Origin of the sequence: Aliarcobacter butzleri (assembly GCF_900187115.1) — a bacterium.
Classification (GTDB): domain Bacteria; phylum Campylobacterota; class Campylobacteria; order Campylobacterales; family Arcobacteraceae; genus Aliarcobacter; species Aliarcobacter butzleri.
The window spans coordinates 2,091,028-2,115,635 of record NZ_LT906455.1 but is presented as its reverse complement, the minus strand read 5'-3'; the positions used below and the strand labels follow the sequence as shown (position 1 = coordinate 2,115,635).

The 24,608-nt window shown below is 25.8% G+C and carries 26 protein-coding genes and 3 tRNA genes; 20 read left to right on the top strand and 9 right to left on the bottom strand.

Annotation, left to right across the window (positions count from 1 at the left end; genetic code table 11):
- Positions 1–20 precede the first annotated feature (20 nt).
- On the top strand, positions 21–599 hold the full coding sequence (locus CKV87_RS10580) for a tetratricopeptide repeat protein (RefSeq protein ID WP_012147986.1): 579 nt from the start codon (positions 21–23) through the stop codon (positions 597–599).
- A gap of 9 nt (positions 600–608) precedes the next feature.
- Positions 609–1,592 (top strand): hypothetical protein, encoded by a 984-nt coding sequence (locus CKV87_RS10575; RefSeq protein WP_012147985.1) that lies wholly within the window; start codon positions 609–611, stop codon positions 1,590–1,592.
- A 33-nt stretch (positions 1,593–1,625) separates the two neighbouring features.
- Here CKV87_RS10575 and CKV87_RS10570 read toward each other — a convergent pair whose 3' ends face one another.
- A complete protein-coding gene (locus tag CKV87_RS10570) occupies positions 1,626–2,624 on the bottom strand; it encodes a tRNA pseudouridine(13) synthase TruD (RefSeq protein ID WP_004510998.1) in 999 nt (332 codons plus the stop codon).
- Positions 2,621–2,992, bottom strand: coding sequence for an RNA polymerase-binding protein DksA (gene dksA / locus CKV87_RS10565; protein ID WP_004510997.1), 372 nt, complete (start codon positions 2,990–2,992; stop codon positions 2,621–2,623). The genes CKV87_RS10570 and dksA overlap by 4 nt, the downstream gene beginning before the upstream one ends.
- Positions 2,993–3,378: 386 nt before the next feature.
- On the opposite strand from dksA, the gene CKV87_RS10560 reads away from it, so the two are divergent.
- Genes CKV87_RS10560 through CKV87_RS10550 form a run of 3 tightly spaced genes read left to right on the top strand, consistent with a single transcriptional unit; the run spans position 3,379 to position 6,186 of the window.
- Positions 3,379–4,557: an ABC transporter permease gene (locus CKV87_RS10560; RefSeq protein WP_012147984.1), complete on the top strand. Its 1,179-nt coding sequence runs from the start codon at positions 3,379–3,381 to the stop codon at positions 4,555–4,557.
- The gene (locus CKV87_RS10555) at positions 4,554–5,225 is read left to right on the top strand and encodes an ABC transporter ATP-binding protein (protein WP_012147983.1); all 672 of its coding nucleotides are present in this window, start codon (positions 4,554–4,556) and stop codon (positions 5,223–5,225) included. The genes CKV87_RS10560 and CKV87_RS10555 overlap by 4 nt, the downstream gene beginning before the upstream one ends.
- Positions 5,218–6,186, top strand: coding sequence for a hypothetical protein (locus CKV87_RS10550; protein WP_144267020.1), 969 nt, complete (start codon positions 5,218–5,220; stop codon positions 6,184–6,186). Before CKV87_RS10555 ends, CKV87_RS10550 begins: the two co-directional genes overlap by 8 nt.
- 31 nt (positions 6,187–6,217) lie before the next feature.
- Here CKV87_RS10550 and CKV87_RS10545 read toward each other — a convergent pair whose 3' ends face one another.
- Positions 6,218–6,472 carry a hypothetical protein gene (locus CKV87_RS10545; RefSeq protein WP_012147981.1) on the bottom strand — a complete coding sequence of 85 codons (255 nt, stop codon included), beginning with the start codon at positions 6,470–6,472 and terminating at the stop codon, positions 6,218–6,220.
- A gap of 771 nt (positions 6,473–7,243) precedes the next feature.
- On the opposite strand from CKV87_RS10545, the gene CKV87_RS10540 reads away from it, so the two are divergent.
- From CKV87_RS10540 to CKV87_RS10520, 6 genes are all read left to right on the top strand, one after another.
- Positions 7,244–7,456, top strand: a complete 213-nt coding sequence (locus tag CKV87_RS10540; protein ID WP_012147980.1) for a helix-turn-helix transcriptional regulator — start codon at positions 7,244–7,246, stop codon at positions 7,454–7,456.
- Positions 7,456–7,758, top strand: a complete 303-nt coding sequence (locus CKV87_RS10535; protein WP_012147979.1) for a hypothetical protein — start codon at positions 7,456–7,458, stop codon at positions 7,756–7,758. The genes CKV87_RS10540 and CKV87_RS10535 overlap by 1 nt, the downstream gene beginning before the upstream one ends.
- Positions 7,736–8,059, top strand: a complete 324-nt coding sequence (locus CKV87_RS10530; RefSeq protein WP_012147978.1) for a hypothetical protein — start codon at positions 7,736–7,738, stop codon at positions 8,057–8,059. The genes CKV87_RS10535 and CKV87_RS10530 overlap by 23 nt, the downstream gene beginning before the upstream one ends.
- Positions 8,060–8,221: 162 nt before the next feature.
- A complete protein-coding gene (locus CKV87_RS10525; RefSeq protein WP_012147977.1) occupies positions 8,222–8,905 on the top strand; it encodes a hypothetical protein in 684 nt (227 codons plus the stop codon).
- 161 nt (positions 8,906–9,066) lie between these two features.
- Positions 9,067–9,231 carry a hypothetical protein gene (locus CKV87_RS11745; protein WP_012147975.1) on the top strand — a complete coding sequence of 55 codons (165 nt, stop codon included), beginning with the start codon at positions 9,067–9,069 and terminating at the stop codon, positions 9,229–9,231.
- Positions 9,232–9,522: 291 nt separating this feature from the next.
- A complete protein-coding gene (locus CKV87_RS10520) occupies positions 9,523–9,894 on the top strand; it encodes a hypothetical protein (RefSeq protein ID WP_012147974.1) in 372 nt (123 codons plus the stop codon).
- Positions 9,895–10,322: 428 nt separating this feature from the next.
- Here the strand turns inward: CKV87_RS10520 and CKV87_RS10515 are convergent, their stop codons facing one another.
- The 4 genes from CKV87_RS10515 to CKV87_RS10500 all read right to left on the bottom strand — a co-directional run bounded on the left by CKV87_RS10515 (position 10,323) and on the right by CKV87_RS10500 (position 12,103).
- Entirely contained in the window at positions 10,323–11,555 is a 1,233-nt protein-coding gene (locus tag CKV87_RS10515) for a tyrosine-type recombinase/integrase (RefSeq protein WP_012147973.1), read from the bottom strand.
- A gap of 222 nt (positions 11,556–11,777) precedes the next feature.
- Positions 11,778–11,853 (bottom strand) — tRNA-Cys (locus CKV87_RS10510).
- Positions 11,854–11,918: 65 nt separating this feature from the next.
- Positions 11,919–12,007 (bottom strand) — tRNA-Ser (locus CKV87_RS10505).
- Positions 12,008–12,016: 9 nt separating this feature from the next.
- Positions 12,017–12,103, bottom strand: a tRNA-Leu gene (locus tag CKV87_RS10500).
- A 191-nt stretch (positions 12,104–12,294) separates the two neighbouring features.
- On the opposite strand from CKV87_RS10500, the gene ilvD reads away from it, so the two are divergent.
- The 4 genes from ilvD (at position 12,295) to CKV87_RS10480 (ending at position 17,435) form a co-directional block, all read left to right on the top strand.
- Positions 12,295–13,983, top strand: coding sequence for a dihydroxy-acid dehydratase (ilvD, locus tag CKV87_RS10495; RefSeq protein ID WP_012147972.1), 1,689 nt, complete (start codon positions 12,295–12,297; stop codon positions 13,981–13,983).
- 114 nt (positions 13,984–14,097) lie between these two features.
- Entirely contained in the window at positions 14,098–15,525 is a 1,428-nt protein-coding gene (locus CKV87_RS10490; protein WP_012147971.1) for a Do family serine endopeptidase, read from the top strand.
- Positions 15,526–15,537: 12 nt separating this feature from the next.
- A complete protein-coding gene (locus CKV87_RS10485; protein WP_216081123.1) occupies positions 15,538–16,215 on the top strand; it encodes a response regulator transcription factor in 678 nt (225 codons plus the stop codon).
- Positions 16,212–17,435: an ArsS family sensor histidine kinase gene (locus CKV87_RS10480; RefSeq protein ID WP_012147970.1), complete on the top strand. Its 1,224-nt coding sequence runs from the start codon at positions 16,212–16,214 to the stop codon at positions 17,433–17,435. Before CKV87_RS10485 ends, CKV87_RS10480 begins: the two co-directional genes overlap by 4 nt.
- On the opposite strand, the gene CKV87_RS10475 is transcribed toward CKV87_RS10480, so the two are convergent.
- A complete protein-coding gene (locus CKV87_RS10475) occupies positions 17,436–17,855 on the bottom strand; it encodes a hypothetical protein (RefSeq protein WP_012147969.1) in 420 nt (139 codons plus the stop codon).
- Positions 17,856–17,937: 82 nt separating this feature from the next.
- On the opposite strand from CKV87_RS10475, the gene CKV87_RS10470 reads away from it, so the two are divergent.
- The 3 genes from CKV87_RS10470 to CKV87_RS10460 are packed head-to-tail and all read left to right on the top strand — an operon-like array spanning position 17,938 to position 20,370.
- Positions 17,938–18,501 (top strand): hypothetical protein, encoded by a 564-nt coding sequence (locus CKV87_RS10470; RefSeq protein WP_012147968.1) that lies wholly within the window; start codon positions 17,938–17,940, stop codon positions 18,499–18,501.
- Positions 18,491–19,624 (top strand): MFS transporter, encoded by a 1,134-nt coding sequence (locus CKV87_RS10465; RefSeq protein WP_012147967.1) that lies wholly within the window; start codon positions 18,491–18,493, stop codon positions 19,622–19,624. Before CKV87_RS10470 ends, CKV87_RS10465 begins: the two co-directional genes overlap by 11 nt.
- A 29-nt stretch (positions 19,625–19,653) precedes the next feature.
- A complete protein-coding gene (locus tag CKV87_RS10460; protein ID WP_012147966.1) occupies positions 19,654–20,370 on the top strand; it encodes an SIMPL domain-containing protein in 717 nt (238 codons plus the stop codon).
- Positions 20,371–20,397: 27 nt separating this feature from the next.
- On the opposite strand, the gene alaS is transcribed toward CKV87_RS10460, so the two are convergent.
- Positions 20,398–22,953, bottom strand: coding sequence for an alanine--tRNA ligase (gene alaS, locus CKV87_RS10455; protein WP_012147965.1), 2,556 nt, complete (start codon positions 22,951–22,953; stop codon positions 20,398–20,400).
- A gap of 179 nt (positions 22,954–23,132) precedes the next feature.
- Between alaS and trxA the strand changes: the two genes are divergently transcribed.
- Positions 23,133–23,450 (top strand): thioredoxin, encoded by a 318-nt coding sequence (trxA, locus tag CKV87_RS10450; protein WP_004510979.1) that lies wholly within the window; start codon positions 23,133–23,135, stop codon positions 23,448–23,450.
- 216 nt (positions 23,451–23,666) lie between these two features.
- Positions 23,667–24,596, top strand: a complete 930-nt coding sequence (gene trxB, locus CKV87_RS10445) for a thioredoxin-disulfide reductase (RefSeq protein ID WP_012147964.1) — start codon at positions 23,667–23,669, stop codon at positions 24,594–24,596.
- Positions 24,597–24,608 lie beyond the last annotated feature (12 nt).

The window sequence follows — 24,608 nt, the reverse complement described above, 5'->3', positions numbered from 1 at the left end:
TTTAAAAAAAGGTTTTTAAAATGAGTTTAAAAGAAGATGTTGGTTATATCAAAAATGAATTGAGTAGCGAAGAAAAATTTATTGAAAATTTTGTAAAAGGCGAAAGATTTTTTAAAAAATATAAAACATTAATTATTGCAGTTGTAGTTATTTTAATTATAGGTTTAATTGGTTTTACAGTTAAAAAAAGTATTGATAATTCAAATAAACATGATGCAAATATTGCTTTAAGTCAATTTTTAGAAAATGGTGATGAAAAAGCACTTGAAACACTAAAAAATAAAAATGAAAAACTTTATGAAGTTGCGTTATTTTTACAAGCTAAAAAAGATAATAAGATTGCGTCAATAGAACTTCCTTTATTAAAAGAATTAGTAAAGTTTCAAACAGCAACAGCTTCTAATAATATCGAAGAATTAAACTCTTTATCTATGCAAAATGATTTTTTGCTAAAAGAGTTTGCTTTATTTAATAAAGCTTTGATTTTGGTGAATGAAGGAAAATATGAAGAGGCAAAAAAAGAGCTAAGTCAAATTTCTCAAACTTCAAAAGCCTATGAATTAGCAACTTTATTAAACCACTATTTATTAACAAAATAAGGAAAAAATATGAAATATATCTTAGTTTCATTACTGTCAGTTTTTTTATTTACAGCTTGTTCTGGTAAAAAATATTTTGAGCCAGAAGATACAAGTAGTAACATAGAATTAAATGAAAAATCTATTCCTGCAACTATAAAATCATTTAACAAAATAGGTGCTACTTTAGAAGACAATAAAGTTATTACAAAAAATGGAATCTCACAAAATGAACTTCCTGAAGGTTTTGAATTTTTAAATTTAACAGAAGATGGAAGAATTATTGCAACAAACTATATTGATAAAATTTTAATTGGAAATCAAGAAAGAAAAGTAAGCGAAGTAGTTGTTGCAGCAAGTTTAAGAAATGAAAAATTAGCACTTATTTATTCTAATAATTCAATGGAATTAATAGATATAAATACAAATAAAACTCTATTTAAAGAGTATTTACCAATTTCATTAGCAAATGACACAAGAATTACAAATCCTTTTTTTATGGGAAATTTAATTTTATTTCCTAGCTTAAATGGAAGAGTTATAATTGTTTCTTCTGTAAATAATGAAGCAGTTAGAAATATTTCTGTTGATCCAGATAGTCAATTTAATAATATTATTTACATAGGTGTAATTGAAAGTAACCAAACTTTAATTGTTGCTAGTCCAAATAGAGTTGTATCTATTTCACCAAGAGATGTTATTTCTAAAGAGTATGATTTAAGAGATATTATTGTAAACAATAATGATATTTATATAGCAACAATTGATGGTCAAATAATTAAATTAAATGTAACTTTAGATCAAGTTGCAAAGAAAAAGTATAAATATGCAAAAATTCATGCTTTAGCTTTCTCTGACTCTTTATATGCAGTTGAATCTCAAGGTTTCTTAATAAATATAGATGAAAACTTTGATAAAGATGTAATTTATGATTTCAGTTTTGATAATGAAGAAAGAATGATTGCTATTGGAAACAAAATTTATTTTGGGTCTGATTATATAACTTTACCGTAACTATAAGCCTATTTTAGGCTTATAGAAACTCTCTTAAGAAAAATTTCTATTCGCTAAAAACTCCACAAAAACAGTCGCGTAAGAGCCTTTTTGTAAAACAAAATCTAAACTGCAAACTTTTTTTGAAGCATCATATTTACATGAAATATTTTTTGGGAAAACAATTGCTTCTCTTCTATATCCTTTTTCTTGAATATATGAATCATCATATTTTGATTCAATTTTTGAAGCTTCGCTCATTGCTTTAAATACATTTCTTCCTGGAAGTAATCCTGTTGGAATGATTTTTTCATCTTTAAAATCTTTAATGATTTTTTCAGTGATTGTTTTTGGAGTGAAAAATTTGTTTTTTTCTAAATCTAAAAAAACATCTCCATCTAAAAGTTTAAATTCCTCTTTAGATAGTTTTAGTCTTTCAACTAACCAAGCATTAAAAAAGCTACTTTGGTAAGCAGAAACTAACATTTTAGATAATTTCTTATCTTTTATTATCTCTTTGCCATAAACAACATTTTTTGCTTTTTCAATATTATCTACAACTTCTTTTCCAAATCTTTGGTAACCAAAATAGTTTGGCATTCCATTTTTAGAAATTATTTTGATAATTTTTTGAATATGATTAATATCAGAAATTTCAACATCGTAAAGATTTATCTTAAATCTATTTCCTTCTAAATCACCAATATTTAGTTTTTCATTATGTAAAAAAGTTTCTAAAATCTCTATTTTTTTACTTCTGAAATTTTTTATCTCTTTTGAGTATTTTTTAGGAATAGTTATATATTGAGTAGTAGTTGCTCTTTTATCTTTTAATCCTGCATAACCAATTTCATTTGAATACACGTTTAGAAATTTTGCAATTCTATCTATAAGTTCCCAAGTATCACAGTTTGTTTTTTTTATTTTTAAGACTAAGAAGTTACCAGATAAAGAGAATTTTATTGGTTGTTCTTCAACTATAAAATCCTCTTCATTCTGGATAAATTTAAAGTTTAGAGTTTTATCATTTGATGGATAAAATCTCTTTATCAATTTTTTACTCTTTTTAGGTTTTCTTGTTCGTAAACAGTTCTACACTCTGTACAAAATTTTGCAAAAGGTTTCGCTTTTAGTCTTCCTAAAGGAATATTTATTCCGCACATATCACAAATCCCATAAGTTCCTAAAGTGATCTTTTTTAGAGCCTCTTCAATTTGTTTTAATTCATCTAATTGATGATTTGTAATCATCCCTTCGATAAATGAATCACTTACAAGTTCAGCATAATCTAAGTCGTCATTTATGTCTTGCTCTTTTAATTGATCAATATTTTCTCTGCTGCTATTAACATGAGATAAAATATTCTCTTTTCTTTCAAGTAAAATAGCTTTTAATTCGTCAATCTGCGTTTTATTTGCCATATTCTCTCCTTAAATTTGCGCGATTATATCTTTTTTAATATATATAAATGGTTAAAGTGATATAAAAGCTAATTTTTATACCATTTCTTTCAATTTAACGCATGCTTAACTTAAAGTTGGTACAATAATTTTTTGACATAAGGAGTCAATCATTTCTGTATTATCAAAATTTTTCATATTCTTTATTTTAGCCTTTTCATCAATTTTTATATATCTGATTTTATTGAATAACAAAACTAACTATTCATCTAAGATTTCAAAGATTACTAAAAATTCTAATTTTGCATTTTCAAATAATATATTTGAATCAAGATTTAAAGAAAATGAAAATAATAATTCGAATTTAGTTTTGATTCCATTACAAATAAGTTATTTGGATTTTGTATATGAAAAATAGTGTTTTTTTCAATTTCATTTTTTTGCTTTTAGTAAAACATAAATCAAAACATTTTGCTATTTTTTTAATATCAATTTTTATTGTGTTTTTAACTTCATCAATTTTATTTATCAAAAATAGTTTACAAAAAGAGATTTCCCAAGCTTTAGAAAATCAAAGTGATTTTATAATACAAAAAACTATAGCTAATAAAATAAAAGATATTGATACCTCTTTAATAGATGAATTTTATGAAATAAATGGAGTTTCAAAAGTAACTCAAAGAGTTTATGGTCAATATTATTTTATGCCAGAAAATGTCTATTTTACTATTATTGGAATTGATTTTTTTGAAGAAACTACAAATCAAAATTTAAAAGAGCTTTTAAACTTTTTAAATATTTCAAAGTTTTTAGAAAAAGATTCTATGATTATTGGAAATGGTGTTAAAAAAGTATTAGATAAATATGCTTATTTTGACTCTTATGATTTTAAACTTGAAAATGCAAATTCAAAAAATATCAAAATTTTTAAAGATTTACCAAAAGAAGCAAATTTAATAGCAAATGATTTGATAATTATGGATATAAATATTGCAAAAAAGATTTTAGATATTAAACCAGATTTTGCAACAGACATAGTTTTAGATGTTCCAAATCCACTTGAAAGACAAAATGTAAAAGAACAGATTCTTTTAAAAGAGTCAAACATAAGAATTTTGCAAAAGGATGAACTAAAAAAAGAGTATGAAAATATGTTTAACTATAAAGGCGGGATTTTTTTGATTTTATTTATAGTTGTAATATTTACATTTATTTTAGTTTTATATCAAAGATATTCAATGATTAGTTCAAATGATAAAAGGGAAATAGGTATTTTAAAAGCAGTTGGTTGGAGTATAAAAGATATTATAAAACTTAAAATTATAGAAAATTTTATAGTTGCTTTTATGGCATTTATTATAGGAGTAATTTTTGCTTATATTTTTGTATTTATTTTACAAGCACCAGTATTAAAAAATATTTTTATAGGTTTTTCAAATATCAAAAATGATTTTATTTTAAATCAGAATATAAAAGTCTCAAATCTTATTACATTATTTTTATTTTTTATGGTTCCATTTTTAAGTGCAGTTTTAATTCCTGTTTGGAAAATAGCTGTAATTGATGCTACAAAGAGTATGAAATGATAAAAATCAAAAACCTAAATAAAATCTTCTATGAAAATACAAATAAAGAATTTTATGCTTTAAAAGATATAAATTTAAATATAAAAAAATCATCTTGTGTTGTTTTAAAAGGAGTTAGTGGAAGTGGGAAATCAACTTTATTATCTCTTATTGCAACTTTACAAAAACCAACTAGTGGTGAAATTGTAGTTGAAAATGAAAGTATTGCAAAACTTCCTGATTTTCATGCTTCAAATTTTAGAGCGAGAAAAATAGGATTTATTTTTCAATCATTTAATCTTTTTAATGAATTAAGCGTTAAAGATAATATTAGTCTTCCTTTAATTCCTCTTGGATTTTCTCAAAAACAAATAGATGAAGAAGTAATAAGCACTTTAAAACTTGCAAATATTTTACATAAAAAAGATGAATTAGTCTCAAATCTTTCAGGTGGAGAAAAACAAAGATGTGCAATTGCAAGAGCTTTAGTAAATGATTGTGAAATAATACTTTGTGATGAGCCAACTGCAAACTTAGATTATGAAAACTCTAAAAATTTTATAGAGATTTTAAAAGAGTTAAAAGAACTAAAAAAAACAATTATTATTGCAACTCATGACCCAATTTTTGATAATCTTGATTTTGTAGATTCTGAAATTCTTATAAAAAATGGACAAATTTGTGAATAGCATATTTTTATCAAATGAGATAATCATTTTTTTATTTGTACAACTAACTCTTTTTATTCTTTTATTTGTAGCTTTTTATTTTTCGTTTTTTATTATAAAAAATTGGGATTTTAGTAAAACTTCAAATAAACAATATAAGCTAGAAAAAACTTCATATTTAGTCATTTTAATCATAACATTTACACTTATTGTAAAAATATTTTTATTTCTTTATTTTGCTTATACTTTAGACAATTTGTCAAATGTTGTTCCAGGCGCTATGTGTGCTGCTGGAATTGTCGGAGCAAATAAATATGGACAGATAAATTTATTTCTCAAAATTGTAATTTTATTTTTTATAGGAATTTGGCTTATTATAAACTCTTTTGATATAAAAGAAAAAACTTATCCATATACGAAGAAAAAATATTTTTTATATATTTTTATTTTTATTTTGTCTATTTCTGAACTTATTTTAGATTTTCTGTTTTTATCAAATATTCCCACAAAAGAGCCAGTTTTATGTTGTTCAGTAATTTTTGGAGTAAATAGTATCGGAAGCAAAATACCATTTGATTTATCAATATATACTCTTTTAATACTTTTTTATATGATATATTTGTTGATAATTTTTCTAAATCTTCAAAAAAAAGCATTTTTAAATTTGCTTACAAATTTTTTATTCTTGTATATGGCGTATTATGCAACTACTTACTTTTTTTCAACATATATATATGAATTACCAACTCATCAATGCCCATTTTGTATGCTTCAAAAGGAGTATTTCTTTGTAGGTTATTTTATCTGGGGAACTTTATTTTTAGGAACTTTTTTTGGAGTAGCAAGTTTTGTTTTAAAATTAATTTTGAAAAAAGATTTTGATTTTATTTATAAATATTCGATTATTTTTAATACTTTATTTGTATTTTTGAACTCTTTTTATGTGATTAGGTATTTTATTGTAAATGGAGTTTTTTTATAAATCCGTAAATTTTACGGATTTATAAATATAATTATTTATTTTCAGTTGTAGTTGTAGCAGCTTTTTCTTCAGTAGCTGGAGTAGCTTCTTCAGTTTTTGCTTTTTCTTCAGTAGCTTCAGCTTTAACTTCTTCTTTAACCTCTGCTTTTACTTCAGCAGCTGGTGCTTTAACTTCTGCAGCAGGAGTTTCAGTTTTTGTTTCAGTAGTTGCTGCTGGTTTTTTTTCTTCTGTACAACCTGTTAATAAAGCCATTAATACAGCTGTCCCTAATAATACTTTTTTCATTTTGCGTCCTTTTAAATATATTTGTTAAAAACAAGTGGAATAGTACCAAAAAATTGTTAATAAATTGTGAAGAAAATTTAATATTTTTAGTAAAAATTTAAAATAGGATAATTTTGATACAATATTTCTATAATAAAATATAAAATGTTTTAATAGTTAAGCATCAAGTTTCAAAAATAGGGAAAATTCGAGTAGATTATAAGTTTAATTTAAAAGTGGAGGTAGTCTCCCTCGAAAATATTTATAAAAGCTCTATTAAATAGAATCTTGTAGCAATATAAATTCTTAATATGTACCAATTTATGTACCAATATAAAAACTTACTATTTACCATAATACTTTACTATTTTAATAAAAGTTTTATTATTCAAATGGAACTTTTTAGAGTTGTATGGAAAGAATTATTATGTAGAAAAGCCTTAAAATAGACATTTTAAACTAACGATAAAGAACTTTTATCTTATATAAACTTTCGTCCAGTATAATTTCAATGGTGCTAAAATGTAGCAGTAAGAAACACTTAGTTAATTTGTTATTAGCCGTAACAAAAAGTAACTAAGTGTTTAAGGTTTAGAATTAAATTATATGTAACCCATTCTAATTTATATTAATTCAATATTACATTGTCATATTATGAAAAAAGAATAGTAAAAGTCAAGATTTTATATGAAATATTGTATAAAAGTAACTAGCTAATTACAAAAAGTTACATATTTTAACTTTTAATAACAATAGATAATAAAATATCTTTAATTTATCAAAAGGATAAATATGGCAAAACAAGAATTTAAAGCATTAGAAGAAAAAAGAGAACATTCTCGAAAAATGAGAATGAAAGAATTAAGTAAATATGTAGGTATTCCAAAAAGTACCCTTTACCTCTACATCTCAAAAGGTCGATTTTCAGGAATTAAAGTAAGTGAAAAAGTAGTTGTATATGATGTTGCAGAAGTTGAAAAAGCATTATTTGGAGATGTTGCATAATGAACTCTTATACTACTAATAAACTCAAAAGAGTATTATCATTAATAATTGATGATGTAAATGAAAATGATTTAACTCATTTATTTTATAAAGATATTAATTCTAATTTATCAGATGATGCAGTGATAGAGATTAAAATAAAAGAAATACAAGCTAATATAAAAGATTTAGAGTGTTATTCTAGTTTTGAACTTTATGTAATAATCGCTAAATATTATAAATGTGATAATTTAATTGATTTGGAGTTATTTCATTCTATTTTATTTGATAAGGTACAAAATGAAAAAAATACCTCTAAATAAAACAGATATAAAAATCTTATCTATGGCTTTAAATTATGATGATAGAGTGCAAAATCATTATTCAAAAGAAATGTTTAATTGTCATTACTTATCTGATTATGTTTCAAAATTAAGAATGAAATTAAGCAATTATTTTAATGAAGATGGCTTTTCAATAATTGAAACAGAAACACACTACATAACAAAATCAGATGGAACAAAAGCAACTATTGGAATTTATAGAATAAGTAAAAAATATTATTCTAAGATAAGAGAGCTAGTAAACACAAACAAGCCAAAAAATAAGATATTTTCTCTTTAAGTTTAGAAAAAATACCACTTACAATGTATAACAATGTAATCCAAGCACTTAAAGAAAAATGTTATCACAGTAACAGCATAAAGCCCTTATATCGTAGGGCTTATGTTGATTTTAAAATAAAGGTTTAAGAAATGATGTTCTTAATGCAATGGAAATTATACAATGAATGTACTTATAGAACTAGAAAACTTTATCAACGAGTTTAATTCAAATAATAATGAAGATTTTTCAATAGACAGCTTAAGGATAGATTTTAGTAAACAGCATAAGAAAGAGCAGTTGGAACAATTAGGGAGTTGGAAAAAGCTACAAAAAAATTCTAATATCTTACACAAATTAAAAAAGCGTTTGATTGATGAAGAAATTACAAGCGTGATGAGGTTAGAGAAATATAATATCTACTATTACAACAGCAACAAGGACAAACCAAGATACAGAATAGCTACTATGGTTATATTTGGATTGTTTCAATATAAAACTGATATGAGTAAAAAAACAAATATACCTCAACAATTGGTTACAAAAATATTATCTATCTTGAAAGATATTTCTAATATTGATTTATGCTTAGATATGAAGCAAAAGCCAAACATAGAACTATTAAAAAATCATTTCAATTTAAAAAGATTTGTAACAAAAGATGGAGTTGTTACAGATACTTATTATATCAATAATCCTAGTATCTCAATGATAGATAAAATCTGTATTTATGATAAGGCATTAAAAAATAAATTAACTGGTATTTTATGGAGGATTGAAGTAACTATCTCAATTCCTAATATCAAATACTTAGCTTTACCACTTCACGAATTTAAGCAAATTACAGATTTAGCAAAAGGTAATTAATGACTAAGCAACAAGTAGAACAGAAAATAAAAGAGCTATTGGAAAAAGATAAAAGATTTATTGGTGCAACTATTGAAATAAAATTCAAAGATAGAAAGAAAAAGAATACTAAGTAAATATTATAATATTTGTAAAATATTTTAAATAGGTGGTTGATTTGTATGGATGAAAATCAAATAAATAAAGCAATAAAAGAAATGTTATCAAAAGATAAAAGATTTGCAGATAAAAATGTAAAAGTAAATTTTGATAGTAAAGCACTAGACAAAGAGATAACTAAAGAAGTTAATTCATTAAAATTATTTTTAAATAAAAAGATAGGTTAATTTTTCTAATATTTATAATATTTTGACTTATTTTTGAGTAGAATATTCGCAAGTTTTTAACTATTACTATCAATGGTATAGGATATTAATAACAATAGTTACACAAATAAACAAAGGAGTTAAGGATGATTAATTTTATAATGGTTATTATACATATACTGGCGTTTTTATTTTTTTTACCAGCATTATTAGTAACTATACCATTACATATACTAATTGTAAAAAGTGGCTTAAAATAAAATTCAGTAAAAGCTCTCTAATTTATAAAAGTAAATAATTCAAAGGAAAAAAATGAAAAGATTATTTAGGTCGAAATTTCTTGGTATAAAATCAAGTAGTATATTGTTATTATTTCTAGTAAATAATTCTTATGCTAAAGAAATTGAATTACCCAAAAATAGTGGAGATAAAGGAAATTATTATTTGGTAAATGTAGAAAAAACAGGTAGTACATTCACAGTGCTACATAAAAGAGTAGGTACCTATGAAACTGTATATTCAAAAACAGAAATTAATTGTTCAAAAAAACAATTTAAAGGATTAGGAGAAAGCGAAATAGGATTTGAAGAAATTACACATTATAAAGGTTCAAATTGGGTTGATATTTTAGATGGTTCATCGAAGGCATATCTAGTAAATTATATTTGCAAAAATTATAAATAAAATTATTAGAATTTAAGTTTATACATAATTTTGTTTAGTTTAAATATAAAAAGAAGTTGCAAAACTTTCAATAATAGTAACCTAAATGGTATTAAATGGTTGCTACTTGATAGGTAGGGGAATCTTCAAAAGATACAGTTCTAAGTCCTTATACTATCGGTGTGTTCATTTTCTTAATAACGCTTCAATACCTTTAATTAAAAGGTGTTAACTCAAGATAGTGTTTATCGGCTCTAAACTATCATAAAACCGATATTAAACACTAATAAAGCTACACGTAGTTTACACCTATGAAGCTTCACAAATTTGTGAAGATTAAACATTCATAATATGAATAAAATCATATTATAAATTGGAGTAGCCAAAATAGATACTTTAAAAATTGAAGTGAATAAAATGGCTATTATTAACTTAAACTATTTTAATACTCAATTTTTTAAACTAAGGATATAATCACTCCAAAAATTCATCAAAGGGATTAATTGATTTATATAATCGCTTTTATGTGTATAAGCTCTAACAACTTTTGATTTTTCGTGATGGTCTAATGCTCTCTCTTTTGTTTCAAAGCTAAAATTACTATCAATATCTAAAGTATCAATCAAACTCCTAAAAGTACCTCTGAAACCGTGCAAAGTAATTTTTCTACCGTTTACTTCATCATCAAACCCCATAATTTTTAATGCTTTATTTGGACTTTCTACATTTATTGGAGTTCTATTATTTGTTCCTAAAAAGATAAACTTTTGATAACCCGTATAGCTTTTTTGTTCATTTAAAATATTTATAACTTCATCAGTTAAAGGCATCCTAAAATCATCAAAATTTTTATCTTTTACTTTCATTTCATCTCTTGAGATAATTAGAAGTTTGTTATCAAAATCAATATTACTCCATTGTAAATTACATAAATTTCCTGCTCTTAATGGTAAATGTAAAACCAATTTCAAAGCATTTTTTACTGAATAAAATCCTTGATAGTTATAAATACTATTTACTAAATCTTTTAAATTTTCTTTTTCTGTGATTTTTGGATAGCTAATTACTTGAGATGAACTAATAATATGAGTTTTATTTATATCTGATAATAGATTTATTTCAATATAACCTTTTGTTTTTGCATAACTATAAATACTTTTTAAATATCCAAATAATTTAGAAGCTGTAACAGGTGCTGTTTTATTTTTTTCAATTAGTACATTTGTAACATCTTGGATTTTAATATCTTTTATTTTTTTATTTCCAATAAAAGGCAAAATATCATTTTCAATTCTTGTTTTCTTCCATTGATATTGAGCTAAACCACTTTTTGATTTTTCCATCTCTAACCATTGAGTAAAGATATTTTTAAAACTGCTTGTATCTTCAATTTGCTTTAGTTCCTTTTGTTCTTTGTAGTATTCAATAGGGTCAATTCCATCAAAAAGAAGTTCATTATAATTATCTCTTTTTTTTCTTGCTTGTTTTAGTGAGACTTTAGGGTAACTTTGAAATGATGTTTTTTTTCTTTTACCGTTATATGTATATCTAAATTTCCAAATTTTAGCATTATTAGGAGTTACTTCCAAATATAACCCTAATCCATCAAAAAGATAATATGTTTCTTTAGTTGGCTTTGCTTGTTTTACTTGTATATCTTGTAATTGATTATTTTTACCCATTAATAGAAATCCTTGTAACAGTATTGGTTAAGGTCTTTACAGCATTTTTTGGTACATAAAAATTCATATTTTTATATTTCTTAGTTTATATGTACCAATTTATGTACCAATAATTATTAGATGATGTTAGAATACATTAGATTAATAATTCATTAAATAGGATTAAAAGTTCGATTTTTTCGTGGTTGTTTGGATTATGTTAGATTATGTTAAATTAGTTAGTGGAGGAGGTAGTCGGACTCGAACCAACGCATGTCGGATTTGCAATCCGAGGCATTACCAGCTTTGCTATACCTCCAACAAAATATTGGATAAGTTAAATCAAATAATGATAAAAAGTTAAATGATTTAATTTTGAAAAAATGGCAGAGAGCAAGGGATTCGAACCCTCGGAGGCGTGAACCTCGCCGGTTTTCAAAACCGGTACAATCGACCAACTCTGTCAACTCTCTACACATCAATGGTGCGAATGGTGAGAATCGAACTCACACTCCGAAACCGGAACGGGATTTTAAGTCCCGCGCGTCTACCTATTCCGCCACACTCGCATTTGGTAAGTCATTTTCAAGTCGTTAAACTCAAAATGGACTGGAAGTATATACATTTTTTTATTTTTTGTCAAGAGTATTTTTTAGAAATTTTAGAATTTATAAAATAGACCAATATTTTAATAAAAAACAAAAAGCAATAAATGTATAATCTAAGCATATTATTTAATGAAAATCAAAAGGATTAGAAATTGAGAAGTGATGAAGTAAAAAAAGGATTTGATAGAACTCCACATAGATCATTATTAAGAGCAACTGGCTTAAAAGATGAAGATTTTGATAAACCATTCATTGGTGTTGCAAACTCTTTTATAGAATTAATTCCAGGCCATTTTTTCCTAGATAAAGTATCAGCTATTATAAAAGAAGAGATTCGTGCGAATGGTTGTGTACCATTTGAATTTAATACTATTGGTGTTGATGATGGTATTGCAATGGGACATGATGGGATGTTATTTTCACTTCCTTCAAGAGAGTTAATTGCAAACTCTATAGAAACAGTTATGAATGCACATAAATTAGACGCAATGATTGCTATTCCAAACTGTGATAAAATTGTACCAGGTATGATTATGGGAGCATTAAGAGTAAATGTTCCAACTATTTTTGTAAGTGGTGGACCTATGCAAAAAGGTTATACAAAAGATGGAACACCAATTGATTTAGCAACTGCTTTTGAGGCTGTTGGGAAATTTGAAGCAGGTGATATTAGTGAAGAACAATTAAAAGATATTGAATGTAATGCCTGTCCAAGCGGTGGTTCATGTTCTGGAATGTTTACAGCTAACTCTATGAATACACTTATGGAAGCTATGGGAATTGCATTACCTGGAAATGGAACTATTTTAGCTTTAACGCCCCAAAGAGAAGTTTTATATAGACAAGCTGCTAGAAGAATTTGTGAAATTGCAAAAGATAAAGCATCAAGAGAAAAATATAAATTAAAAAATATTTTAAATGAAAATGCAGTTAAAAATGCTTTTGCTGTTGATATGGCAATGGGTGGAAGTTCAAATACAGTTCTTCATATGCTTGCTATTTCAAAAGAAGCTGGTGTTAATTTTGAATTAAAAGATATAAATGCAATTTCTAAAAGAGTTTCTCATATTGCAAAAATTTCTCCATCTTTATCAACTGTTCATATGGAAGATATAAATAAAGCTGGTGGTGTAAATGCAGTTATGAAAGAGATGACAAAAAGAGGTAATGATATATTAGCTGATAACCTTACTATCTCTGGTGAAACTGTATTAGAAAAAATCAAAGATGCATATATCAAAGATACAAATATCATTCATACTATTGATAATCCATACTCACAAGTTGGTGGATTAGCAATTCTTTATGGTAATTTAGCCGAACAAGGTGCTGTTATTAAAACTGCTGGAATTACAGGTTCAAGAGTATTTACAGGAACTGCTGTTTGTTTTGATGGACAACCTGAAGCTATCAAAGGAATTGTAAGTGGTAAAGTTAAAGCAGGGAATGTTGTAGTTATTAGATATGAAGGTCCAAAAGGTGGTCCTGGAATGCAAGAGATGTTAGCACCTACAAGTCTAATCATGGGAATGGGATTAGGAAGTTCTGTAGCACTTATTACTGATGGAAGATTTAGTGGAGCAACAAGAGGAGCTTCTATTGGTCACGTTTCTCCAGAAGCAGCAGAGGGTGGAATGATCGGATTATTAAAAGATGGTGATGAAATTCATATTGATGTTGACCAATATATTTTGTCTGTAAATTTAAGTGATGAAGAAATTGCAAAAAGAAAAGCTGATTTTAAACCACTAAAAAAACCATTAAATTCATCTTGGTTAGGTCAATATAGAGCACTTGTTACAAATGCAAGTAGCGGAGCAGTTTTAAAAACTGATTTATAGTAAATTGGGCAAAATAGCCCAATTAAATTAATAATTTATTAACTATTTATTCAAAAATAGTTTACTTTTTTGCTTTAACATATCATAATAATTTATTTAAAAAAGGATATAAAAGTGAAGAAAAAACTTTTACTTATTTCTACATTAATAGCAACTCAACTTTTTGCAAAAACAATAGAGTTAGAGATGATGGAAAAAGATCCACAAAGAGTTACTCCAAATTCAACAAGCGAAATCTTATCATTTAACAATAGTATAAAAGATTCTATTCATTCTATAGTAAATATATCTGCAAAAAAAAGTGTTGATTCAGATATGGATAGTTTACCTTTACAGATGTTTAATGATCCATTTTTCAAAAGATTTTTTGGAGACCAATTTGGAAATCAATTTAAACAAAATAGAGTTCAAAGATCATTGGGTTCAGGAGTAATTGTTTCAAAAAATGGATATATTGTTACAAATAATCATGTTATTGAAAATGCAGAAGAGATTACAGTAACAATTGGTGATGATACAACTGAGTATAATGCAAAATTAATAGGAAAAGATGCAGATAGCGATATTGCAGTAATTAAAATAGATGTAAAAACGGATTTAACTCCTATTAAATTTGCTCATTCAAGTAGTGTAATGCTTGGGGATGTAATTTTTGCAATTGGAAATCCATTTGGTGTTGGAAGTACAGTTACTCAAGGTATTGTTTCAGCTTTAAATAAAAATAAAGTTGGAATAAATAAATATGAAAACTATATTCAAACAGATGCTTCTATAAATCCTGGAAATAGTGGTGGAGCACTTGTTGATAGTAGAGGTGCATTAATTGGTATAAATACAGCAATTATTTCTAAAGGTGGTGGAAATAATGGAATAGGATTTGCAATACCAGTTGATATGGTAAAAGATGTAGTTGAAAAACTTGTAACTGATGGAAAAGTTGTAAGAGGGTATCTAGGTGTTGTAATAGCTGATTTAGATAAGGAAATGCAAAAAGTTTATAAAAGAAAAGAGGGTGCATTAATTTTAGATGTATCAAATGACACACCAGCTTCAAAATATGGTTTAAAACGAGGGGATTTAGTATATGCAATAAATGGTAAAGCTGTAAAAGATAGAACAAGTTTACAAAATACTATTGCATCATTTAAACCAAAAGAAAAAGTTAAGTTAGATATTGAAAGAGATGGCAAAGATATAACATTAAACATTGTTTTAGAGGATAGAGCAACTAATCTTGGTCAAACTCCAACAGCAGAAGGTAATCTTTTCTTAGGTGGATTAAAACTAAGTGCGATTGATAGTGTTACTCAAAAACAATATAGATTGTCATCTGATACAATTGGTATACTGATTTCAGATGTTGAACCAAAATCTAAAGCTGAAAAAGCTGGTTTTGAAGCAGGAGATGTTATCATTCAAATAGAAGATGTAGAGATTAAAAATTTTGCAAACTTAGAAAATGCAATAAAAAAATATGAGAATAAAAATAAAAGAGTTTATGTAAATAGATATGGTCAAACGATTTTATTTATTATTCAATAAAAAGGATTTCCCATTATTAAAGTACTCATGATAGAAGATGATTTAGAATTAGCTCAAATCATTACAGATTATTTAAAATCATTTGATATAGAAATTACAAATACAGATAGTCCCTATAATGGACTATCTATGTTAAATGTTCATAAAGATTATCAGTTGATAATTTTAGATTTAACGCTTCCTGAAATTGATGGATTAGAGTTGATTCCAAAAATTAGAGAAAAATCAAATATTCCAATTATTATTAGTTCAGCACGTGATGATATTTTGGATAAAGTTATGGGATTAGAAAGAGGTGCTGATGATTATCTTCCAAAACCTTATAATCCAAGAGAACTTCAAGCTAGAATAAAAACAATTTTAAAAAGAGTTGATTTACAAAATGAGCCTAAAAAAGCTGAACAAAGCTCTTTATTTGAAATAAGAGAATCTGATATGCAAATACTTTTCAAAGGTGTGCATTTAACTCTTACTTTAGCAGAATATGATATTTTGAAACTTTTAATACAAAGAAATCACGGAGTTGTAGCAAGAGAAGATTTTATATATGCAAGTGATAATATCGAAGATGATTCTTCTTTAAAAAATATTGATGTAATTATCTCAAGAATTAGAACAAAACTAGCAAAAATTGATGATAGTACAACTTATATAAAATCAGTAAGAGGTATTGGATATCAACTTATATGATAAAAAATATCTCTATTTCTACTTTTGTAAATATAATATTTGCATTAGCTTTTTTATCTATTTTTGTAACTTTTACAATATTTGTTAATTATGATAAACAAAAACATGAATTAACTTTACAAAATAGATATGAGTTAATTGCAGAAAATATTTTGATTACATTTCAAAATAATCCAACTGTTGAAATCCTTTTATCTTTATACAAAAAATTTCAAGTTTCTCCTATTGAAGATAAAGATGAAAAACTTGAAATTATAAAAAACGCTCAAGAACTAACTATTACTCAAAATTATTTAGGAACTTATAGAGTTTATAAATATAATGATATATATTATATTTATGTGCAACAATATGGCTACAATGTTATGTTAAAAGATTCTGCTAATCATCGATATAATATGGCATTTATTGTTTTAGGATTTATTGTTTCAATTCTTACTTTTTTAATTTTATATGAAATATTAATGAAAAAGTTAAAACCACTAAAAATGTTAAATAAACAAATTATTGAATTTTCTCAAGGAAATAAAGATATAAAATTAAATTACACGAGTACTGATGAGGTAGGAACAATAGCAAGAAATTTTAATGAAGCAATAAATATTATAAATAATCAGTCAAAATCAAAAGATTTATTTATGAGAAATATGATGCATGAATTAAAAACTCCTATTACAAAAGCGATGTTTATTGCTGAAACTTTAGAAGATGATAAAACAAGAGAAAATCTTCAAAGAGCTTTTAAAAGAATGGATGATATTATCAAAGAACTTGCAACAGTTGAGAAATTAACTTCAAAAAATACTATGATATATAAAGAAAAAACAAATTTCATGAATATATATAAAAAAACTTTAGAAATTATGATGATAAATCCACAAAGTGTTGAGGCGAATATAGATAACTTTAACTTTGAAGTTGATACTTATATGATGTCAATAGTTTTAAAAAATCTAATTGATAATGCTATCAAATTCTCGTCAGATAAAAAAGCAGTGATAAATGCAAATAAAAATTTTATAGAAATTATCTCTTTAGGTAAACCTTTAAAAAATGATTTATCACACTATACTGAAGCATTTTGCCAAGAAGAGAAAAGAAGTGAAGGTTTTGGATTAGGGCTTTATATTGTAAAAACTATTGTGAATCTACACAAATATAAACTAGAACACAAATATCAAGATGGAAGAAACTATTTTATTATTAATATGACAAAATAGTTATATTCTACAATCTTTCATTATTTCAAACCAATTTTTATTAAAATTCTTTTTAATAAATTTTTCTTTATGAGGAATAGTGCAATTAGAACAATCATGATGTATAAAATTCTCAGATTCAAATTTTGAACCATTTTTTGAATCAATACTACAATAAGAATATAATATTTTATTGTCTTGCTTTTTTAAACCTTTGTCATTAAATCTAAAATATGGACAAGCACATAAGTAGCAGTTTAAATTCTCTATATTGTGACACTTTTTATTTTCTTTATAAAGAAGACAAAAATTTGGTTCATTAATCACCATATTTTCAAATTTAAAATATTCTATTATTTCATCTATAGTATAATCTTTCAGTTTTGTTATAATTTTTTGATGTTCTTTCCCTTGATTTAAAAACCACTCTTCATAAGTCATTGAATTTCCTATATTTTCTTGTCAAGTAGTTTACAATTAATATTTTTAAGGGTAGAATAAAAATATATTTTAAGGAGAAAAAATGCTTAAAAATATATTTCTTTTAGCAACAATTTTTATTCTTTCTGGTTGTATTCCAAAAACAACACCTTCAATTATTGAAGAAAGATTTTCAAATCAAAAAGAGATATCAACATTTGATAGTTGTACAAACTTTTCATATATTTCACAAATTGATGATATAAAACATGGAAAACTTTTTATTGAACATATAAATTTAAATAGTGATTGTAAATGGAATGGCTTAGCAAGAGGTTATTTTATATCTCTTTTTATGGATACTATAAAAGCTAAATCATATAAATTAGTTGAAAGATTAAATTTTTCTAATATAGAAGTAAATACTTATTTGGTTGATGATATGTATTATGTAAATATCGTAAATCAATATAAAGTTTTTGAAGATATTTTTATAATAGATTATAAAGGATTTTATACAACAAATCTAATAAAAAAATATGACAGTAACTACACAAATATTTATTTGCAAAAAACAAGATTGGATACAAATTATTCAAATAGTTTAGTAAGAATGAATTTTATAAATTCATATTTCTCAAAAGAGAGAGAATCTTTTGCGAATTAATCTTCTAATTATTATTTATTGCCTTATCGTTGTAATGTCAGTTATGTATGCAACACAACCATTGCAACCACTTTTGGCAAAAGAGTTTAATATTACAGTTATTCAAGCTTCTTGGTTTACAGCAGTTATTTTACTTTTTATGGCAATTTCTCCTATTATTTACGGATACACTTTGGAAAAAATGTGTGCAAAAAAAATGTTGATAAATGCTTCTTTTATTTTACTGATAACAAATATTTGTTTGGGATTATCTACAAATTATGAAATGTTTTTATTTTTTAGAGTTTGCGAAGCTTTAGTTGTACCTGCTATTTTAACTTCTTTGATGAGTATTTTGGCAAATATTGATAAAGAAAATGTAAAATTTAATATGTCAATATATGTTGCAGCAACTGTTTTTGGTGGACTTGTAGGAAGAATATTTTCTGGATTTATTGCTACAACATTTTCTTATGAATATGTATTTTATTCACTTTCTTTAGCAATTTTAGTATCTATTACTTTGATAAAAAAGTTAGATTATAATGGTGATGCAACTATTATAAAACCAAAAATAAATGATGTAATAAATATTTTACAAGATAAAAGATTTGTTATAATTTATTTCGTAATGTTTTGTATATTTTTTGTTTTTGCTGGTGTTTTAAATGTATTACCATTTAGAGTAAAAGATATCTCAGAACATTTTTCGGAGTTTCAAATATCATTGTTATATTTAGGTTATGGAATGGGTATTTTGGTATCTTTAACTTCAAAAAAGATTATAAAATTTTTTAAAAATGAAATAAATACTATTTTAGTTGCATGTGGTTTTTTTATATTTGTAACAATATTTCTAACAAATAATGACATTATATATTTATTTTTACTTCTATTTTTATTTTGTATTGGAATGTTTACAGCTCATACTGTAAGTACACAACTTGCAAATTCTATGAAATCTTCTCAAAAATCTTTAACATCTGGAATGTATTTAACTTTTTACTATTTAGGTGGAGCAATGGGTTCTTTTTTACCTACAATTATTTATAAAAACTTTGGTTGGGATTTTATGATATATTTATTTGCGCTTATTTTAGTCGTAGTAGAAGTAGTTGTTTTTATCAATAAAAAATTGTTTTGATATAATCTATAAAATAGAAAGGAATTTCAATGGAAAAGTTAAGTTTAAAATCATCTTTTGTTTTAGGTTTTTTTATTTTTATCGGTTTAGGAACTTTGGGATATTTTATTTCGAGTAGTTTTTTGAAATCAAAAGAGCTAGAAAGAACAGTTATTGTAAAAGGTTTATCAGAAAAAGAGGTACAAGCAAATATTGTATTGTGGCCTATAAAATTTTCTGCAACAGCATCAACTTTAGATGAATTATCAAAAAAGGTTGAAAGTGATACAAATAAAGTTTTAGAGTTTTTAAATAAATATGGAATAAAAAAAGAAGATATTACAGTAAATTCTCCATCAATCATAGATAAAAATGCAAATGAATTTACAGAAAGAGACTATACTTTGAGATATTTAGCAAATAGAACTATAAATATATATTCTCAGGATATTGAAAAAATAAGAGATGTAAGTGGAAAACTATTTGAATTATCACAAAATGGAATTTTATTTAGAGTAGATGATTGGGATTCAAAAATAGAGTATTTATATACAAAATTAAATGAAATAAAACCAGCTATGATTGAAGAAGCAACAGCAAATGCTAGAGAAGTTGCACAAAAATTTGCTCAAGATTCAAATAGTAAATTAGGTAAAATCAAAAAAGCAACTCAAGGACAATTTGAGATAACTAGTAGAGATAAAAATAGCGAACACATAAAAAATATTAGGATTGTATCAACAGTTGAGTATTATTTAAATGATTAAGAGATAGTTTAATACTATCTCTTAAAATTATAAGTTTTCTTTTGCGTAGTCTAAAGCTTTAGTTTTAGCTTCTTGGATTTTAGAAGTGTCTTTTCCACCTGCTTGTGCAAAGTCAGGTCTTCCACCTCCACCTCCACCAACGATTGGAGCAATATTTTTTATCCAATCACCAGCTTTGATATTTGTATTTTTACTTCCAGCTACAATCAAAACTTTGTCATCTTTTGCTTGTAATAAGAAAATTGCAACTTTTTCGTTTGCATTTTTTGTATCATCAACAATTTTCTTTAAATCACCATTTTCTACTACTGAAACTATAACTTTTGTATCATTTATAATAGTTTCTTCAATAGGAGAAGAAGTTTTACTTTGAGAAGTTTCTATCTCTTTTTTCAAATCTTTGATTTGCTCTTTTAGTTTTTTTATACCTAAAATTACATCACTATTTTTAACTTCTGCTTGAATTTCATTCATTTTTGAAATTATATCTTTAGTATATTTTATTGCTGCAGTTCCACAAACAGCTTCTATTCTTCTTACTCCCGCACTAACACCTGATTCTTTTACTATATAAAAACTTCCAATATCAGCTGTATTTCTTACGTGAGTTCCTCCACAAAATTCAACAGAAACATCTTCAAAACTTACAACTCTTACAACATCACCATATTTTTCACCAAACATAGCAATAGCGCCTTTTTTCTTTGCTTGTTCAATAGGAAGTTCTTCAACATTTCCTGAAATTCCTCTTGCTATCATAGAGTTAACTAAGTCTTCAACTTCATCAATTTGTTCTTTTGTCATAGCTTTTGGATAAGTAAAGTCGAATCTTAGTCTTGAAGCATCATTTAAAGAACCAGCTTGAGAAACAGTATCTCCTAAAACTATTTTTAGAGCACTTTGAAGTAAATGTGTAGCACTATGGTGTTTTGCAACTTCATTTCTATTTACAACGATTGCATCAACACTTTCACCTTGTTTTAAAGATGAATTAACAACTTTTACTTTTGAAAGATTTAACCCATGAAATTTTGTAGTTTCTTCAACAATAGCAATATGTTTATTATCTTCTAAAGCTCCAATATCTCCATTTTGTCCACCACTTGTAGCATAAAATGGAGTTTTATCTAACATTACCCATCCAGTAGAATCTTTTTCTAAAATTTTTACTTCTTTAAAATGTTCATCTAAAAGAGCGATAATTTTTGATTTGTAAGTTGTATTGTTATATCCAACAAATTCATTTGAACCAAATTTTTCTAATAATTGTTTAAAATCACCTTCGTTTGAAGTGTCACCACTTCCTTTCCAAGCTGCTTTTGCCATAGCTTTTTGGTTATTCATTAATTCATCAAATTTAGCTAAATCAACTTTTAAACCTCTATCTCTTAACATATCTTCTGTTAAATCTAAAGGGAAACCATAAGTATCATATAATTTAAATGCAGTAACACCAGAAAAAATATCTTTTGTTTTTTCTAGTTCTTCATTAAATAAAGACATCCCTAAATCAATAGTTTTAAAGAATCTATCTTCTTCTAAAGTTAATTGTTCTTCAATGAAATTTTTATTTTCAACAAGTTCTGTATAGTGTCCACCCATTATTTCTATTAAAGTGTCAAGAAGTTTCGCCATAAATGGTTTTCTAAATCCTATTAAATAACCATGTCTAACTGCACGTCTTAAGATTCTTCTTAAAACGTAAGGTCTTCCTTCATTTCCAAATAATATTCCTTGTGAAAGCATAAAAGAACAAGCTCTTAAATGGTCAGCAATTACTCTATATGAACCAATATTTTCTGAAGTTGCATTTTTAGAAGAAATTTCTTCAATTTTTTTAATTATTGGTTTGAAATTAGACGAATCAAAGTTATTAAAAACACCTTCTTTAATTGCAATTACTCTTTCAAGTCCCATCCCTGTATCAATAGATGGTTTTGGAAGAGGATTTAGTTTTCCATCAGCTGTTCTTTCGTATTGCATAAATACTAAATTCCAGATCTCTAAAAATCTATCTCCATCTCCTCCCATATAATCTTCTTCACCATTGAAGTTTTCTTCTCCTTGGTCATAAAAGATTTCACTACAAGGTCCACAAGCACCTGTATCTCCCATTGACCAGAAATTGTCTTTATCTCCAAATCTCATAATTCTTGATGGATTTATGTACTTTGACCAAATATCAAAAGCTTCATCATCATTGTTATGAACAGTAACCCATAATTTGTCTATAGGAAGCGCTAAATTAACTGTAACAAATTCCCAAGCATAAGCAATAGCATCTTCTTTAAAATAATCTCCAAATGAGAAATTTCCAAGCATTTCAAATAAAGTGTGATGACGTGCTGTATAACCTACATTTTCCAAATCATTATGCTTTCCCCCAGCCCTTACACATAATTGGCATGATGTAGCTCGTTTGTTTTTAGGTGTTGGAACAGCTCCCGTAAATATATCTTTAAACTGTACCATACCAGCATTTGTAAACATTAATGTAGGGTCATCAGGAACTAAAGGCATAGATGAAATAACTTCATGTCCTTTACTTCTAAAAAACTCTAAATATTCTTTTCTAATATCCATTAAATTATCCGTTATTTTTATAAAATTTTTCTATTTTATCTAAAAGTTTATTTAGCCTTGATTAGTGAACTTTATAAAATATAAAACTATATTTAAGTTTTTAAAAGTTATAATTTTTTATGTTTTAACAAACTATGTATATATTTAATGATAAATAAAATTTAATAAAAGGATAAATAATGGGAAAATATATTGAATTAACAGCTTCAAATTTTGACGAAGTAACAAGTAAAGGTGTATCTATGGTAGATTTCTGGGCTCCTTGGTGTGGACCTTGTAGAATGATTGCTCCAGTTATAGAAGAATTAGCTTCTGATTTTGAAGGGAAAGCAAATATTTGTAAAGTAAATACTGATGAAGAGCAAGATTTAGCTGTAAAATTTGGTATTAGATCAATTCCTACTGTTATTTACATAAAAGATGGTAAAGTTGTAGATCAAACAGTTGGTGCTTCTTCAAAACAAGCATTTACTGATAAAATTAATTCTCTTTTATAATTAGTTAGAAGATTTAAACTTAAGAAGGAAGATGTTTTTGCATCTTCCTTTTTTTATTTAAAAAATTCAATATTTTAAGATAGATATAAATTATTAAATGATAAAATTTTTCCATAATGTTTGTTTTTATATAATCTATAACTTACAAATATTTTAGTATCATATTATTTTTATAAAATATATGAGATGAATTAAAATTAAATTAAGGATTTCAATATGTTAGATTTAGCAATTATAGGTGGAGGACCAGCTGGCTTAACTGCTGGGTTATATGCTACTAGAGGTGGCTTAAAAAATGTTATTATGTTTGAGATGGGAATGCCTGGAGGTCAAATAACAAGTTCTTCAGAAATTGAGAATTATCCTGGACAAGTTGAAATTGTTTCTGGAATGGATTTAATGATGAAATGGCCAGAGCAATGTCAAAGATTTGGACTAAAACATGAAATGGCACAAGTAGAAAATGTTACAAAAAATGGTGATATTTTTAAAGTAACAACATCAGATAAAAAAGAGTATGAAGCAAAATCTGTTTTAATAGCGACTGGTTCTGTTCCAAGACGTGCAGGATTTAAAGGCGAAAATGAATTCTTTGGAAAAGGTATTTCTACTTGTGCAACTTGTGATGGATTTTTCTATAAAGGAAAAGAAGTAGCTGTTGTTGGTGGTGGAGATTCTGCAATTGAAGAAGCTATATATTTAGCAAAATTATGTAAAAAAGTATATTTAGTTCATAGAAGAGATACATATAGAGCAGCACCTAGTACAGTTGAACATATGAAACACACAGAAAATATTGAAGAAGTTACAAATGTTAGTGTTGAAGAGGTGTTTGGCGATGCAAGTGGAGTTACAGGATTAAAAGTAAAATGTAATAAAACAGGTGAAATTAGAGATTTACCAACTCCAGGTGTATTTATTTTTGTAGGAAGAGATGTTCTAAATGCACCTTTAAAACAAGCAGACGGGTCTTTTTTATGTGATGTAAGAGAAAGTGGTGAAGTTGTAGTTGATTTAAAAATGAGAACATCAGTTGCCGGACTTTATGCAGCAGGTGACATCAGAATTGATGCAGCAAAACAAGTTGTTTGTGCAGCAGGAGATGGTGCAACAGCAGCAGTTAATATTATTGAGTATTTAGGATAAGGAAATAATTTA